Here is a 14,078-nt window from a genome sequence, read left to right as displayed (position 1 = left end):
CGTCCTGCAGGTACCCCTGCCACCCGTGTACGGGGTACCTGCAGGACCGCACCCGTCGCCGACCGAGGGGCAGCCGGGGGCGGGCCGGGGCCGTCAGCCGAACTGGCCGGGCTGGTAGTCGCCCGCGGGCTGCTGGATCATCGCGTTCCCCCGGTTGAAGGCGTTGATGACGGCGATGGCGGCCACCAGGGCGGCGAGCTGCTCCTCGTCGTAGTGCTTGGCGGCGTTCTCCCAGACCTCGTCGGAGACGCCGCCGCCGTCGGCGAGGCGGGTGCCCTGCTCGGCCAGTGCGAGGGCCGCGCGCTCGGGCTCGGTGAAGACCTTGGCCTCCCGCCACGCGGCGACCAGGTGGAGGCGTACCGAGCTCTCGCCCGCGGCGGTGGCGTCCTTGGTGTGCATGTCGAGGCAGAAGCCGCAGCCGTTGATCTGGCTGGCGCGGATCTTCACGAGCTCCAGCGTGGCGGCCGGGACCGACGAGCCTTCCAGCGCCTTGCCGGCGGCGATGATGTGCTTCCAGACCTTGCCGGAGATCTGGCTCTCGAACATGTTCAGACGGGCGTTCATGGTGGGCTCCTCCGTGCTGGTCGGTGACTACACCCCCATGACGGAACGGCCGCACCGGAACGTGACACCGTCGATCGTGACCTGCGTCACGATCGACGGCCGGGGGCCGTGCAGGTGCGGAATCCCTTGCTCCGCGCGGTCGCCGCGTACGATCCTCGCCACATGAGCCTCCCCCACCCCCTCGCCCTCCCGCAGCCCGTGATCACCGTCGACGACGACCTCACCCTGCGCGCGTTCGACGCCGGGGCTGACCTCCCGGAGTTCTTCCGGGTCATCGAGGAGTCGCTCGATCATCTGCGCCCGTGGATGCCGTGGGTCGCCGAGCACAGCCGCGACCGCACCACCGGCTTCCTGACCGGACGCGCCGGACTGTGGGCGAGCGGCCAGGAGTACAGCTACGCGATCGTCCTCGACGGCGCCATCGTCGGCTCCTGCGGCCTCATCCGGTACGAGGACACCCCCGCCGGCACCCGCGAGATCGGCTACTGGCTGCACCCCTCCGCCACCGGCCGCGGGGTCGCCACACGGGCCGCCCGCGCGCTGACCGAGCAGGCGTTCCGCCTCCCGGGCGTCGACCGCGTCCAGATCCTCCACGACCCGGCCAACACCGCCAGCGCCGCCGTCCCCGCCCGCCTCGGCTTCACCAAGGGCGGCCGCCGCCCGGCCGAGGCCCTCGCTCCGGCCGAGACCGGTGAGGTCCAGGTCTGGCACCTGAGCGCGGTGGGCTGACCGGCCGTGACGAACGACGAAGCACGCGCACTCGCACGGCTCGTGTGGGAGCAGGCCGCACCACGGGCACGACAGGGGGACGCGGCGTACGTACGGGAGTTGGGGGCGCGGCTCGCCGAGGGACTCGAAGCCGCCGCCGAACAGGTACGGCTGTACGGGGACGCCTTCGCCCGCGTGGTGCGGACCCTCGCCCTCACACCCGGCCGGGACAGCCTCGTACAGCTGATCCGGCTCCTCGACGAGCACGGCCCGTCCGGCCGCTCGGGTACGGACCCGCGCCTCGTCGCCTCGCTCCTCGCGGAGGCGCAGGAACCCGCCGACCTGGCCGAGCTGCTGTACGACCGCACGGAGCGGGACCGGCTCGACCAGCTGCGCGCCTGCCTGTTCCACGAACTGCTCCTGCGGGGCGTGGACCCGGAGGCCTACCCACCACTGCGCCGCCAGGCCACCGTGCGGCCCGAAGGGGAGGCGCTGTCGTGGCTCCCGGCCACCCTCCGCCCGTTCGAGACCGGCGCGACCTTCCCAAGCCGCTCGGTCGACGGCGGCTCGGGCGGGGGGTGGTGGGGGCTCAGCGCCGTGGAGCGCCTGGACCCGCCGACCCCCCGTACGACGGAACGCTCGCCGCTCCGGAACATCGCGACCACCGACGTGCACGAGAGCATCGTCGCGGCCCCGGCGGCGGGCAAGTTCGGCCACTACGACGCCTGGGTCTTCGCCCTGGACGCACCCCTGGACCCGGTCCTCGTGCCCGCCCTCGTCCCCACCCTGCCGATGCCGTGCGTGGCGGACCTCGGCCCCACCGCCCGCTTCGAGATCGTGCGCCGGCCGCCGGCGGACATCTGGCGGATCCTCTTCGGCATGGCGTCGATGGGCGGCGTGTACGGCCACGGGGCCCAGGGCGCGTACGGCCGTCGGTCGACCTGGTGGTCCCTCGCGGGCCTCGCCGGAGCGCCTCCCGGTGCGAGCGCGGAGGAGGTGGAGCGCCTCGTCATGGAGAGCGCCTGGTTCCACTTCCAGTGCGACGCGGAGTGGTTCCACAACGAGATCCACGACTACGGCATCGCGGCCCTCTCCCCCGACGGTCGCCGACTCGCGGTCTTGGCGGCCACGGACACGGACTAGGACACGTCCTGGTCACGCACGTACGATCGCCGGCATGGCGCTGCGACCTGTTCAGGTGAACATCAAGGCCGTTGACGCGGCGGCGATCGGGCGGTTCTGGGCGGAGGCGCTCGGCTGGCACGCGTACAGCCCCGGTGTGACCACGTACGTGGGGCCCGCCGGAGGTCTCGTCTGGCCCGATCCGGTCGCGGTCTGCGTCGACGTCGTTCCCGTACCGCGCCCCAAGACGGCGGCGAAGAACCGTACGCATCTCGATCTCGCCACCACCTCCGCCGCCCACCAGGCGGAGCTGGTCGCCCGTCTGCTGGCCCTCGGTGCCACGCCCGTCGACGTGGGTCAGGGCGACGTGCCGTGGACGGTCCTCGCCGACCCCGAGGGCAACGAGTTCTGCGTACTGGAGCCCCGGGACGTCTACCGGGACACCGGGCCCATCGCCGCGGTGGTCGTCGACTGCGCCGACCCGCGGGCCATGGCCCGGTTCTGGGGCGAGGCGATGGACTGGAGCCAGCACGAGGTGACCGACGACCAGGCGGTACTGCGCTCCGCCAAGGGCACCGGCCCGTACCTCGAGTTCCTCCGCTCGTCCGACGTGGCGACCGCGCCGGACCGCGTCCACCTCGACCTGCTGCCGTACCCCGGCGACGACAAGGACGCGGAGGTGGCCCGGCTGCGGGCCCTCGGCGCCGGCGACCTCGACCTCGGCCAGGGCGAGGTGCCCTGGACGTGTCTGACCGACCCGGAGGGCCACGAGTTCTGCGTACTCGCCCTGTCGGAGTGATCGGGAGAAGCGGCGGGATATGCGGATGCGGGCCTGCCCTGTGGGTCCCTAGGCTGACGCGATGGACCCTGTACGAGTCAGGCCGATGCGCGAGGACGATCTGGCTTCGGCCGAGCGGGCGTCCGCGGCGACGTTCTTCGAAGCGGAGAGCAGCACCCGGCGGGTGAACGACCCGCAGGTCGAGCCGCGTTCGGCAGCCGCCTCGAAGCAGTGGATCGACCGCATGCGGTTCTTCCTGGACGTCGATCCGGGTGGGTGCTGGGTCGCGGTCCAGGACGGCGCGGTGGGTGTGGTTCCCGGACCCGGTGAGGTGGTCGGCTTCGCCATCTCCCAGAACCGTGGCCCTCTGTGGTTCCTCGCGACCTATGGCGTACTGCCGAGCCATCGCGCCCAGGGCATCGGGAGGCGACTGATGGACGCCGTCCTCGACCATGCGGAGGGCCGGCAGGGCATCTTCGTCTCCAGCGTCCACGCGGGCGCCACCCGTCGGTACCGGCTCGCGGGATTCTCCCTCCACCCGGCGATGCGGATGGTCGGCACCGTCGACCGGTCCACTCTTCCCGCGATCGACGGCCTGCGCGAGGGCCGGGCCGACGACTTCGAGTGGATGGACCGGCTGGACCGGGACCTGCGCGTCGCGGGCCACGGCCCCGACCACGGCTACATGCTCGACACCCTTCGGCTGGTCGTCACCCGCGACAGGAGGAAACCGGGGTACGTCTACCTCGACGACCGCGGACAGGCCTCGCTCCTGGCCGCCGTGGACCCGGAGACCGCGAGCGGGCTGTTGTGGGAGGCCCTGGCCTCGTCGCGGGGAATCACCCTCGTCAACTGCGTCACCACCCCGAACGACTGGGCCCTGGACGTCGGCCTCGCCGCCCGCCTCGACATCGGGCAGGAGGGGTACATCGCCGTCCGTGGCATGAACGTCCCCGCGCCGTACCTGGCCAGCGGCCACTTCCTCTGACCGCCTGACAGGCGGCGGTCGTGGCGTTTCCCTACGCCTCCGGCTCCCAGGCACGGAGCATCACTCCGGTTGTCTATCACCGCGCCCGGTGACCGACGAGGCGATTCTCGAGACCCGGGCTCCTCGCCGAGGGCGGGTCACCGTACCGAACGGGTGGGCGTGTCCCGCTGTCGGGGGTGTCGGGGTGTCGGGCGCGTGGCCGGTCGTCGGCGGTCGTAGGGTCCTTCCTGTTCCCGAGGAGGACTTCTGATGCGCGACGTGACCTACTCGATGAGCGTCTCCCTGGACGGCTACATCGTCGGACCGGACGGCGACTTCGACTGGACGGAGCCCGGCGACGACGTCTTCCGTTTCTGGATCGACGAGATCCGCGGCGTCGGCGTCCACCTGCTGGGACGGCGGCTGTACGAGACGATGCTGTACTGGGAGACCGCCGACCAGGACCCCTCGATCGACGCCCCGACGCGCGAGTGGATCTCGCTGTGGAACCCGCTCCCGAAGGTGGTGTTCTCCACCACCCTGTCGACGGTGCAGGGCAACGCCCGCCTGGCGTCCGGCGACCTGGCGGAGGAGATCGCACGGCTGCGGGCCGAGCCGGGAGAGGGCGAGATCGCGATCGGCGGCGCGACCCTGGCCGCCCAGGCGGCCGAAGCGGGCCTGATCGACGAGTACCGGACCATGGTCTACCCGGTGCTGGTCGGCGGTGGCATCCCGTACTTCCCCCGGAGCGAGCGCCGAGTGGACCTCGAACTCGTCGAGACCCGCACCTTCAACTCAAGGGTCGTCCACCTCCGCCACCGTGTGACCCGCTAGGTCGTTCCTCTTCGGTTGTTGCCTGCCTTCCCCAAGCCGACTCACCCTTGTCGGAATCCGGGTGCGGACCACCGGTGGCGTGGTGTGTGATCAGGGCATGGCGATCGTGTTGGACAAGGTCGGAGTCGACGGTTTGGGCGAGGCCGTGGGTGCGCTGCGGGAGTGGCAGACCGACGGGGCCCCGATGCAACTGCACACGGGGGATCTCGGCTGGTTCTGGCGGTTCGGAGCAGAGGCGACGGCCGCGGCGGTCAGGACGTGGAGCCGGGACGGACGCGTTCTCGCCGTCGGGCTGCTGGACGGTCCCGGTCTCCTGAGGCTGACGATCGCGCCGGACGCCCAGCGGGACGAGGAACTGGCGCGGCAGCTGGTCGACGACGTGACCGGGTCGGAGCGCGGCGTGCTGCCCGAGGGGAGGGCGGACATCGAGACGCCGGCCGGTTCACTGGTCCGGGACCTGCTGTTCGCGGCCGGCTGGAAGGCCGGTGAGCCGTGGACGCCGCTGTGCCGCGACCTCGCGGAGCCGGTGGGGGATCCGGGCCTGCGGATCGAGGTGGTCGGGCCGGAGACGGCGGACGTGCGTGCCGCCGTGCAGCGGGCATCGTTCGACGGGTCGAGCTTCACGGCCGACCTCTGGCACGCGATGGCGGCCGGTTCGCCGTACGCCGACGCCCGGTGTCTCGTCGCGTACGACGACCAGGACGACGCGGTGGCGGCCGTGACGGTGTGGTCGGCCGGCCCGGGCAGGCCCGGGTTGCTCGAACCGATGGGCGTGCACCGGGACCATCGCGGTCACGGCTACGGCAGGGCCATCACCCTGGCCGCGGCGGCCGCACTCCGGGAGCTGGGCTCGTCGAGCGCGATCGTCTTCACCCCCAGCAGCAATGCCGCCGCCGTCGCCACCTACCGCTCAGCCGGCTTCCGGCAGCGCCCCGAGGTCCAGGATCAGTACCGGGACTCCTAGGACCTGAGATTTTTGGGGGGCGACCCTCACGCCGTTTCGGGGATGTCCCGGAGTTGCCGAGGTGTCCGCCGACCTAGCGTGGAGCCATGGCAACCTCCGTACGTACCAAGGTCATCGCGGCCTGCGCCGCGATGCTCACTGTCACCGCCACCGCCGTCACCGCCACAAGCGCCGCCGCCCGCCCGGACCCGCTCGCCCGCTTCCACGGCCAGCACCTCGACTGGCGCGCCTGCGCCCTCGGCGCCGACGACGAGCTCGGCCGGAGCCTGGACGCCGCAGGGGCCGACTGCGCCGACGTCACCGTGCCGCTCGACTACACCGACCCCGGCGGCCGCACCATCACCGTCGCCTTATCCCGCCTGAAGGCCAACGACACCGCCCACCGCATCGGCCCGCTGCTGCTCAACGACGGCGGTCCCGCCGGGCCCGGCCTCCACATGCCGCTCACCACGTCCGAGGTGATGGGAGACGTCGCCGACCGCTACGACCTGATCGGCATGGACCCGCGCTTCGTCGGCCGCAGCACCCCGCTGGACTGCGGTTGGGACCTCGGCTCCGCGCTCCTCCGCTCCGCGGGCGCCGACCGGGCCGCGTACCGCGACGAGGTCGCCGTCGCGCGCGAGCTGGCCGCGCGCTGCGAGCGCGCCCACGGTGACGTACTGCCGTACGTCACCACCCGCAACACCGCCCGCGACATGGACGTCATCCGTGCCGCCCTCCGCGAGGACGCCCTCTCCTACCTCGGCTACTCCTACGGCGGTTACCTCGGCCAGGTCTACACCCAGCTCTTCCCCGGCCGCACCGACCGCATGGTGCTCGACGGCGTCAACCCCCCGCGGCGCTACACCCAGAACCTGCTGCGTGGCGCCGAGGCGGCCAACGAGGCGGCCCTGCGCGCCTGGGCGTCGTGGACCGCCGCACGCCACGGCACGTACGGGCTCGGCGCCACGCGCGCCGAGGTCCTGGCGACGGTCCGGCACCTCCTCGACGCCGCCGCACAGAAGCCGCTGCGGATCGGGAAGACCCACCAGCTCGACGAGCACGTCCTCCCCGCCCTCCTCATCGGCGGCCTCGGCAGCGACCTCGACAGAAACCGCGCCGCCCTGGCCTCGACGGTCCGCATCCTGGCGCGCGCCGCCGACCGGGAGCCGGTCGAGCCGTCCGAGGCGCTTGCCGGGCAACTGGACTTCCTGCTGACCAGGACGGGGTCGGCCCCCTCGAGCCAGATGACCGCGATCATCTGCGGCGACGTCGCCGAACGACGCGGCATAGGAAGCTACTGGCACGCCGTCCAGAACTCCCGTGAGCGGTTCCCCCTCGCCGGGCCCTGGCCGACAACATCACCCCCTGCGAGTTCTGGGACCGCCCCGCCGAGCCGCCGACCGTGCTCGACAACGACGTCCCGGCCCTGCTCGTCGCCGCCACCGGGGACCCCCGCACCCTCTACGCCGGCGCCCGGGCCGTACGCGAGCAGTGGCCGAGCTCCCGCCTCCTCACCGTGAGCGGCGCCCGCCAGCACGGCTTGTACGGCGAGTACGGCAACACCTGCGTCGACACCCACGTCAACACGTACCTGCGCACCGGCCGGCTCCCCGCACACGACCTGACCTGCGAGGTGTAGCCCCTGGCGTCCGGAGCGAGTACGTGTCTGATCGCGGCGGCCCTGGGGCGGCGGCTTCTAGGATCTGCGGCATGGCAACGAGACTCGTACAGATCAACATGAAGGCCCATGACGACTCCGCGCTCGGCCGGTTCTGGGCGGAGGCACTCGGGTGGGGTGTCGACAGCGAGGGGCCCGGCGTCACCAACCTCGAACCCGTGGGTTTCGCCTACCCCGACCCCGTGGCCGTCTGCATCGACATCATCGCCCGCCCGGAAGCCAAGACGGTGAAGAACCGGGTGCACCTCGATCTGGCCACCACCTCGCTCGCCCATCAGGCGGAGCTGGTCGCGCGCTTGAAGGATCTCGGCGCGACCCTCGCCGACGTGGGTCAGGGCGGCGACGTCCCCTGGACGGTCATGGCCGACCCGGAGGGCAACGAGTTCTGCGTACTGGAGCCCCGCCCGATGTACCGGGACACCGGGCCGATCGCCACGGTGGTGGTCGACTGCGCCGACCCCCGCGGGATGGCCCGGTTCTGGGGCCAGGCGACGGACTGGACGGTGCACGTGGTCGCCGACGATCACGTGACCATGCGATCCGCCGAAGGCGTCGGCCCCTACCTGGAGTTCGTCCGCACCCCCGACACCAAGAGCGTGTGGAACCGCGTCCACCTCGACGTCCGTCCCTACCCCGGTGACGACCTGGCAGCCGAAGAAGCCCGACTGCGCGCCCTGGGCGCCACCGACCCCGGGATCGACCAGTCCGCGATCTCCTGGACGGTACTGGCCGACCCGGAAGGCAACGAGTTCTGCCTCCTCGCTCCTCGCTGATCCGGCCTGATCGGCAAGGCACCCCCTAGGGTCGGGGCGTGATCGAGACTCCGAAGCACTGGACGGTGCGCCACTTCTCGCAGGCCAATCCCTTCGGGCCCGGCTGTGACAGCGTGCCCGACCTCCTGCGCCGCCTCGCCGACTCCATCGAGGCGTTGGGGCCCGTCGAGGTCCAGGACGTCGTCCTCTCGGACGAGATGACCGAGCACGGCCCTTGGCGGTCCGGAACCGTCTACTACCACCTGCCCGAGGACGACTGACGGCCCGACCACCGCCCGCCCCGCCCTCAGGACGGCTCTGCCTGCAGGATCGCGTCCACCCGCTCCCGCCAGGGGATCGGGGCGCCCTTTTCGGGTCGGGGCTGGAAGCGGCGTTCGTGAGCCTTCCAGGCCTCCTCCATGCGGCAGGGGCCGCAGAACGTCTCGTCCCCGGCGGGCCGGAAGACGTGGGTGTTCCCCGGGCCGTCACAGGTCACCAGCTCGGCGGGGCGGGCCGGGGAGGACGCGGCCGGGGCGGACGGGTCGGGCCAAGCCTGTGGGTGGGCCTGTGGGGCCTGCGCGGCCTGCGCGGCCTGGGGGGCGGCTTCGACCGGGAGCTTCTCGGTCAGGCGGTGCCTGAGGAAACCGACCGCCGAACGTACGCCGCCACGCGGCAGATGCGCCGTCAGCGCATGCCGCAGGTCCGCCACGGACACACCCCTCCGCAGCCATTCCGCCGCCGACTCGGCCAGCCCACGGGCCTCCCGGACCCCCAGCAGCAGATCCCGGCTCTGGTGCCGGAGGGACAGCAGGACGCGTTCGGCTACGACGACCTCGGGGGCCGCCGGGTCCTCGGGAGCCGCCGGGTCCTCGGGAGCCGCGGCCTCTTCCGGCTCGGGAGCCGGTGGGGTTTCCGGAGCCTCTCGGGGCTCCTGGCCCGGTTCCGATTCCGGCGCCTGCGCTTTGGTGGGTGGGTGGGAGTAGGTCTTATCCCAGTCTTCGTCTCCAGGTAGTTGGCCGCCGACTCCCCGACCCCTCGAAAAACCGACAGTCGGTCGACCGGCCTTCGGAACCTCGGCAACCGGAACCCCGTCCCGGAGCGCGCTCGCCTCTTCACGCGTGAGGGTGACGTTCGAGATCAGCTGCTCGGTGGTCCAGCGCCCGTGCCGGTTCTGTTCCTTCCACTCGTGAAGGAACCCGCAGGCCGCCAACGCCTCCTTCGCCCGGCTGTACGCCCGGGGCTTCATGCCCAGGTCGTTGGCGTGCTCCCCGAGCGCTTTGTCGCACGCGATGTCGGGGAGGCCCTGGACGTAGATGAGGAGGATCTTCGCGTCGCTGTTCAGACGCGGGTGGCGCACGACACTGTTCGATACCTGGGTGTAGCTACGAACCCGCGCGATAGCATGCCGAAGCATTTCTGGTGGACCTTGCTTCCACTGGCAGTGAAGGTCCTCGGATGGTGTTGGCGCACCCCCGGGGACCGCTCCATTTACGGAGCGTGATAACGCGCTTACCGTAGCGCACACTTCACCGTGCGACGCAACAACTCCGGTTCCACGAACGGATCTTCGATTGTCGGCCGCGACCTCCAGTCCAACGGCCAGGTCACCCCGTACAGCGCCGGAATCCCCACGAACGCTTCGCTCCGACCGTTCCGGCTCAGCGCCCGCGCCGGAGCCGGCCACGCGTAGTCGCCGACGGTCTGCGGCGGGACCAGGAATTAGTAGTTCCGCTCCCCCCGTGGCCTCCCTGACGATCGGGCCCGCCTGGAAGTCCGTGAACGCCATGAGGCGGTACGCCACGTCCTCACCCAGGAAGCCCCCGATCCGTACGACATCGAAGTGCACGCCCGCGTGACGAAGGGCGGGCGTCCCGGGCCGTCGCAACGAACCACGTCCCGGTGGGACGGCGGGACGGTTCCGGGTTTCTGAGCTGGGCGGATGCCCTCGCCGCTGGGACGGGGGTGGGATGCCGCGAGGGCCCCCACCCGTCGGGGTGGAGGCCCTCACGTCACTCGCGTACGGCTGTCGGATCAGAAGGCGCCGTTCAGCCACATCCAGTTGGCGTCCTCGGGGAGGCCCGCGTTCAGCCCGCCGGTGCCCTTGCCGCCGTAGAGGACCAGGCAGCCCACGCCCATGCAGCCCTCGCCGCTGTAGCCGCTGGTGGTGATGCCGACGAGGTCGTTGTGGCCGTCGGCGCTGTAGTCGCCGACCCCGAGGATCGATTCCATGACGTTCCAGCCGCCGGAACCGATCAGCACGCGCGAGCCGAGGGCGCCGGTGCTGGTGGCCGGGTAGAACCAGAGCTTGCCCGTGGAGGCCTCGCGGGCGATCAGGTCGGCCCGGCCGTCGCCGTTCATGTCACCGGGCGCGACCAGGGTGTTCATCGCGTTCCAGCCGCCGCTGCCGACGAGCTTGCGCGCGCCAAGGGTGCCCGTCGACGTGCCCGGGTAGAGCCAGAGCTTGCCGGTGGACTTCTCGACCGCGAGGAGGTCCGCCCGGGCGTCGCCGGTCAGATCGCCGAACGCGGTGATCTTGGTCATGGCGTTCCAGCCGCCGGAGCCGATCAGCTTGCGGCTGCCGAGGGCGCCGGTCCCGGTGCCGGGGTAGAGCCAGAGCTGTCCGGTGGACGCCTCGCGGGCGATCACGTCCTCGCGACCGTCACGGCTGAAGTCACCGTGCCGGGTGAGGGTGTTCATGGCGTTCCAGCCGCCGCTGCCGACCATCCGGCCCGTGTTGTCACCGGGCAGGAACCAGAGGCGGCCGGCCCTGTCCCGCACGATGACGTCCGACTTCCGGTCGGCGTTCATGTCGCCGAAGCCTGCGGCCTTGGGCGCGGTGTAGGAGAACCACTCCGGGTACGCGGGCAGGACGCACTCGCGCTCGGTGGGAACGAACTTCAGCGAGCTGACCGAGTTGGTCCCCGGACCACCCCACTCGGTGCCCGCAGGGTCCGGCGGCGAGGAGTAGACGGCTCTCGAGTCGCCGTAGTTGGCGTCCTCGTGCAGGCAGACGAACTTGTTCGTGCGGTTCACGACCGAGCGGAACGTGTTGTCCCAGGCGCCGAGCGTCGCCGTGTTCACGTTCGTCTTGTACATCGTGCCGGTGCCGTTGTCGGTCTTCCAGGCGCAGAAATATCCCGACGGGCAGTCGCTGATGGCGGCCTGCGCGGGCGCCGCGCCCGCGCCGAGAAAGCCTGCCGAGGTGAGCCCCAGCGCCGTGGCCACCGTGGCCAGGCGCCGCAGCATGGATGTGCGCATGCATTTCCTCCCTGAGGCGGCGCGGAGTAGACCTCGGACGCGCCGCGAGAGGGACGGTATCCGGCCGTACGATCCACGCCAACCCGGGGGTGCCCCTCGTCCGGAATGCCGGTCTACGGCGTCAGGACACCGTTCAGGAAGGGCTCGACGGCCTCCGCCCAGGCCTCCGGGTGCTCGTAGTGGAGGAGGTGGCCGGCATCGGGGATCTCCGCGTACGCGCCATGGGGCAGGACTCTGACCATCTCCTGCGCCTCGGCGCGGCCCAGCTCGCCGTCCAGGCCGCGTACGACCAGGGTGGGGCAGCGGACCTGGGCGAGGGAATCCCAGTGGGCGTCGTGCACCCAGGTCGCGCGGGACGTCAGCATCTGCCACGGGTCGAAGACCGGTCGCCAGCCGTCGGGGTGCTCCGTCATCACCTCGGCGAAGAAGGCGCCCCTGGCCGGGTTGGGACGCTCCACCCACGCGTCCTCCTCGCCGAACCAGCGGCGGACGGCGTCGAGCGACGGGAAGGGGGCGGGCCAGCTGCGGAACCAGTCCTGCCAGGCGCGCTGCGAGGCGGCGCCGAGGGCCGAGGCCCGCATGTCGCAGATGACCAGGGCGCGGACCAGGTCCGGGCGCTCGGCGGCGAGTTGCCAGGCGGTGAGGGCGCCCATGGAGTGGCCGACGAGGGTGACCGGGCCCAGGCCGAGCTGCTCGACGGCGGCGGCCGCGTCCGCCACGTACGCCTCGCGGGTGAAGGCGCCCGCGGGGGGCTTCTCGCTCGCGCCGTGGCCGCGCTGGTCGAGGGCGACGACACGGTGGCCGGCGGTGAGGCGGCGCACGGCGGGCGCCCAGTGGGCGGCGTGGCCCATCAGGCCGTGGAGGAGTAAGACACCGGGGCCGGTGGCGGCCTGCGCGACGGTGCGCGGCGGTGCGGCCTGTGGGGCGGTGTGACCGGCCGGGTGCGGTGCCGGCGTCTGCGCTGCCGTGGTGTGCGGTACGGGGACCTGGCCCCCCACCTCCCTGGACGGCTGGCGGGCGATCCGTGCGGTGGTGGTGGTCGTCCCGGGCCCGGGCGTGAAGTCCCAGGCCGCCAGCCTTACGCCGTCGGCCCCGGTGACGTCGAGTCGTCGCGCCATCCCTGGCACCCCCTCTGCTTCCCGTCGAACCCCGCCAGACTATCGAACTCGCATTCGAAAATGCGCTCCTGCCATCCAACACCCCTCGTTCGAGTGACAGGCCTCAAGGATTGACGGCCGCTGCCGAGGGGAGATCTTCAACGGGAGGCGGACCGCTCGGGGAAAACGGTCCGAGGGGAACGACCTTGAGAGCTCGGGGCTCCAGGTCGGATCAGGGGAGGACAGGCCCCGGCGCCCAAGGGCGCCGGGGCCCTCTGTCGCCCGAATCCGTTCACCCTCCGGGGCGTTCGGCATCCGGCGTACGGAATCCGTCCGTCGCATGACCCCACCCCTCCCGCATCGCACCGCTCAGTCCAGCGTGGCACGACAAGGGCGCGCGCGTGGCCATTCCGGCGTAAACGGGGCGCACGGCGGGAAGTTGACGCCCGGGGAGGCGTGGATACGGCTTCGCGACCTCGCCCTGATCGTCTGAGCGTCAGTCAGCAGGGCGGGTGGGCGGGGTGGGTACGCAAGGAACCCTCGGGCTCCTCCGACTCCTCGGGCTCCTCTGACTCGGCGTTCCGGGGGTCGGCCGCCCCCTTCCGCTGACGCGGAGGGACGGCCGACCCACGGCACGACCGGTCAGCGCTTCGCCACGAACACGTGCGCCGCGACGTCCGCGTCCAGCTCGGCCGCCTCGCCGCCGCTGCCCACCAGGACACCGCCCGGCGACTCCGTCACCGACACCACGGAGCCGGGCTGCACGCCCGCCCTCCGCAGCGTGTACATCAGCTGGGCGTCCGTCTGGATCGGCTCGCCGATCCGGCGGACGACCACCGTCTTGCCGTCGCTCGCGTCCAGCTCGGCGAGCGACACCATCGAGTCGTCGAGGAAGGCCTCCGCCTCCGCCTTCTCGCCGAGCTCCTCAAGGCCCGGGATCGGGTTCCCGTACGGCGACTCCGTCGGGTGACGCAGCAGCTCCAGGACCCTCCGCTCCACGGCCTCGCTCATCACGTGCTCCCAGCGACAGGCCTCCGCGTGCACCTGCTCCCACTCCAGGCCGATCACGTCGACGAGCAGGCACTCCGCGAGGCGGTGCTTGCGCATGACGCGGGTGGCGAGGCGGCGGCCCTCGTCCGTCAGCTCCAGATGGCGGTCACTCGCCACGGCCACCAGGCCGTCGCGCTCCATCCGGGCCACGGTCTGGCTCACCGTCGGGCCGCTCTGGTCGAGCCGCTCGGCGATCCGGGCGCGCATGGGGACCACACCTTCCTCCTCAAGCTCGAGGATGGTGCGGAGATACATCTCCGTTGTGTCGATCAGTCCGGACATACGTGCCCCTCGATGAGTCGTGCGCTGGCCCTGCCCCAATTC

14 protein-coding genes and 1 pseudogene are annotated in these 14,078 nt (G+C 71.8%); 10 read left to right on the top strand and 5 right to left on the bottom strand.

The window, feature by feature from the left end:
* Window positions 1–93: 93 nt before the first annotated feature.
* Window positions 94–564, bottom strand: a complete 471-nt coding sequence (locus IO20_RS0135085) for a carboxymuconolactone decarboxylase family protein (RefSeq protein WP_030550024.1) — start codon at window positions 562–564, stop codon at window positions 94–96.
* 162 nt (window positions 565–726) lie between these two features.
* Here IO20_RS0135085 and IO20_RS0135075 point away from each other — a divergent pair, with 162 nt between their 5' ends.
* The 10 genes and pseudogenes from IO20_RS0135075 (at window position 727) to IO20_RS0135035 (ending at window position 8,630) form a co-directional block, all read left to right on the top strand.
* On the top strand, window positions 727–1,293 hold the full coding sequence (locus IO20_RS0135075; RefSeq protein ID WP_031127867.1) for a GNAT family N-acetyltransferase: 567 nt from the start codon (window positions 727–729) through the stop codon (window positions 1,291–1,293).
* 6 nt (window positions 1,294–1,299) lie between these two features.
* Window positions 1,300–2,415 carry a DUF6183 family protein gene (locus IO20_RS37990; RefSeq protein WP_157850877.1) on the top strand — a complete coding sequence of 372 codons (1,116 nt, stop codon included), beginning with the start codon at window positions 1,300–1,302 and terminating at the stop codon, window positions 2,413–2,415.
* 34 nt (window positions 2,416–2,449) lie between these two features.
* On the top strand, window positions 2,450–3,193 hold the full coding sequence (locus tag IO20_RS0135065) for a VOC family protein (protein ID WP_030550030.1): 744 nt from the start codon (window positions 2,450–2,452) through the stop codon (window positions 3,191–3,193).
* Window positions 3,194–3,254: 61 nt separating this feature from the next.
* On the top strand, window positions 3,255–4,160 hold the full coding sequence (locus IO20_RS0135060; protein ID WP_030550032.1) for a GNAT family N-acetyltransferase: 906 nt from the start codon (window positions 3,255–3,257) through the stop codon (window positions 4,158–4,160).
* Window positions 4,161–4,409: 249 nt separating this feature from the next.
* Window positions 4,410–4,973 (top strand): dihydrofolate reductase family protein, encoded by a 564-nt coding sequence (locus IO20_RS0135055; protein WP_030550034.1) that lies wholly within the window; start codon window positions 4,410–4,412, stop codon window positions 4,971–4,973.
* A 97-nt stretch (window positions 4,974–5,070) separates the two neighbouring features.
* Complete coding sequence (locus IO20_RS0135050) at window positions 5,071–5,937, top strand: GNAT family N-acetyltransferase (protein ID WP_030550035.1); 867 nt, start codon at window positions 5,071–5,073, stop codon at window positions 5,935–5,937.
* An 86-nt stretch (window positions 5,938–6,023) separates the two neighbouring features.
* Window positions 6,024–6,719: pseudogene (locus IO20_RS42250) on the top strand (alpha/beta fold hydrolase); the annotation flags it as partial.
* 602 nt (window positions 6,720–7,321) lie between these two features.
* A complete protein-coding gene (locus tag IO20_RS41920) occupies window positions 7,322–7,558 on the top strand; it encodes an alpha/beta hydrolase (protein ID WP_245685167.1) in 237 nt (78 codons plus the stop codon).
* 71 nt (window positions 7,559–7,629) lie between these two features.
* Window positions 7,630–8,370, top strand: coding sequence for a VOC family protein (locus IO20_RS0135040; RefSeq protein WP_030550037.1), 741 nt, complete (start codon window positions 7,630–7,632; stop codon window positions 8,368–8,370).
* A gap of 38 nt (window positions 8,371–8,408) precedes the next feature.
* Complete coding sequence (locus IO20_RS0135035; RefSeq protein ID WP_030550039.1) at window positions 8,409–8,630, top strand: hypothetical protein; 222 nt, start codon at window positions 8,409–8,411, stop codon at window positions 8,628–8,630.
* Window positions 8,631–8,656: 26 nt separating this feature from the next.
* Here IO20_RS0135035 and IO20_RS0135030 read toward each other — a convergent pair whose 3' ends face one another.
* The 4 genes from IO20_RS0135030 to IO20_RS0135015 form a co-directional block, all read right to left on the bottom strand.
* The gene (locus IO20_RS0135030; RefSeq protein WP_030550041.1) at window positions 8,657–9,763 is read right to left on the bottom strand and encodes a hypothetical protein; all 1,107 of its coding nucleotides are present in this window, start codon (window positions 9,761–9,763) and stop codon (window positions 8,657–8,659) included.
* Between the two features lie 617 nt (window positions 9,764–10,380).
* Window positions 10,381–11,607, bottom strand: coding sequence for an FG-GAP-like repeat-containing protein (locus IO20_RS0135025; protein WP_030550042.1), 1,227 nt, complete (start codon window positions 11,605–11,607; stop codon window positions 10,381–10,383).
* 113 nt (window positions 11,608–11,720) lie between these two features.
* On the bottom strand, window positions 11,721–12,725 hold the full coding sequence (locus tag IO20_RS0135020; protein WP_030550044.1) for an alpha/beta fold hydrolase: 1,005 nt from the start codon (window positions 12,723–12,725) through the stop codon (window positions 11,721–11,723).
* 621 nt (window positions 12,726–13,346) lie between these two features.
* The gene (locus IO20_RS0135015; protein WP_030550046.1) at window positions 13,347–14,036 is read right to left on the bottom strand and encodes an iron-dependent transcriptional repressor DtxR; all 690 of its coding nucleotides are present in this window, start codon (window positions 14,034–14,036) and stop codon (window positions 13,347–13,349) included.
* Between the last annotated feature and the right edge of the window lie 42 nt (window positions 14,037–14,078).

This window comes from Streptomyces exfoliatus (genome assembly GCF_000725545.1).
GTDB classification, from domain to species: domain Bacteria; phylum Actinomycetota; class Actinomycetes; order Streptomycetales; family Streptomycetaceae; genus Streptomyces; species Streptomyces exfoliatus.
The sequence above is the reverse complement of the archived record's forward strand: the minus strand, read 5'-3'. Positions and strand labels throughout refer to the sequence as shown.

What these genes read in the sequence shown, in the direction of transcription:
- IO20_RS0135085 (WP_030550024.1), bottom strand. Translation starts at nt 564, where the DNA reads ATGAACGCCCGTCTGAACATGTTCGAGAGCCAGATCTCCGGCAAGGTC.
- IO20_RS0135075 (WP_031127867.1), top strand. Translation starts at nt 727, where the DNA reads ATGAGCCTCCCCCACCCCCTCGCCCTCCCGCAGCCCGTGATCACCGTC.
- IO20_RS0135065 (WP_030550030.1), top strand. Translation starts at nt 2,450, where the DNA reads ATGGCGCTGCGACCTGTTCAGGTGAACATCAAGGCCGTTGACGCGGCG.
- IO20_RS0135060 (WP_030550032.1), top strand. Translation starts at nt 3,255, where the DNA reads ATGGACCCTGTACGAGTCAGGCCGATGCGCGAGGACGATCTGGCTTCG.
- IO20_RS0135055 (WP_030550034.1), top strand. Translation starts at nt 4,410, where the DNA reads ATGCGCGACGTGACCTACTCGATGAGCGTCTCCCTGGACGGCTACATC.
- IO20_RS0135050 (WP_030550035.1), top strand. Translation starts at nt 5,071, where the DNA reads ATGGCGATCGTGTTGGACAAGGTCGGAGTCGACGGTTTGGGCGAGGCC.
- IO20_RS0135040 (WP_030550037.1), top strand. Translation starts at nt 7,630, where the DNA reads ATGGCAACGAGACTCGTACAGATCAACATGAAGGCCCATGACGACTCC.
- IO20_RS0135030 (WP_030550041.1), bottom strand. Translation starts at nt 9,763, where the DNA reads ATGCTTCGGCATGCTATCGCGCGGGTTCGTAGCTACACCCAGGTATCG.
- IO20_RS0135025 (WP_030550042.1), bottom strand. Translation starts at nt 11,607, where the DNA reads ATGCGCACATCCATGCTGCGGCGCCTGGCCACGGTGGCCACGGCGCTG.
- IO20_RS0135020 (WP_030550044.1), bottom strand. Translation starts at nt 12,725, where the DNA reads ATGGCGCGACGACTCGACGTCACCGGGGCCGACGGCGTAAGGCTGGCG.
- IO20_RS0135015 (WP_030550046.1), bottom strand. Translation starts at nt 14,036, where the DNA reads ATGTCCGGACTGATCGACACAACGGAGATGTATCTCCGCACCATCCTC.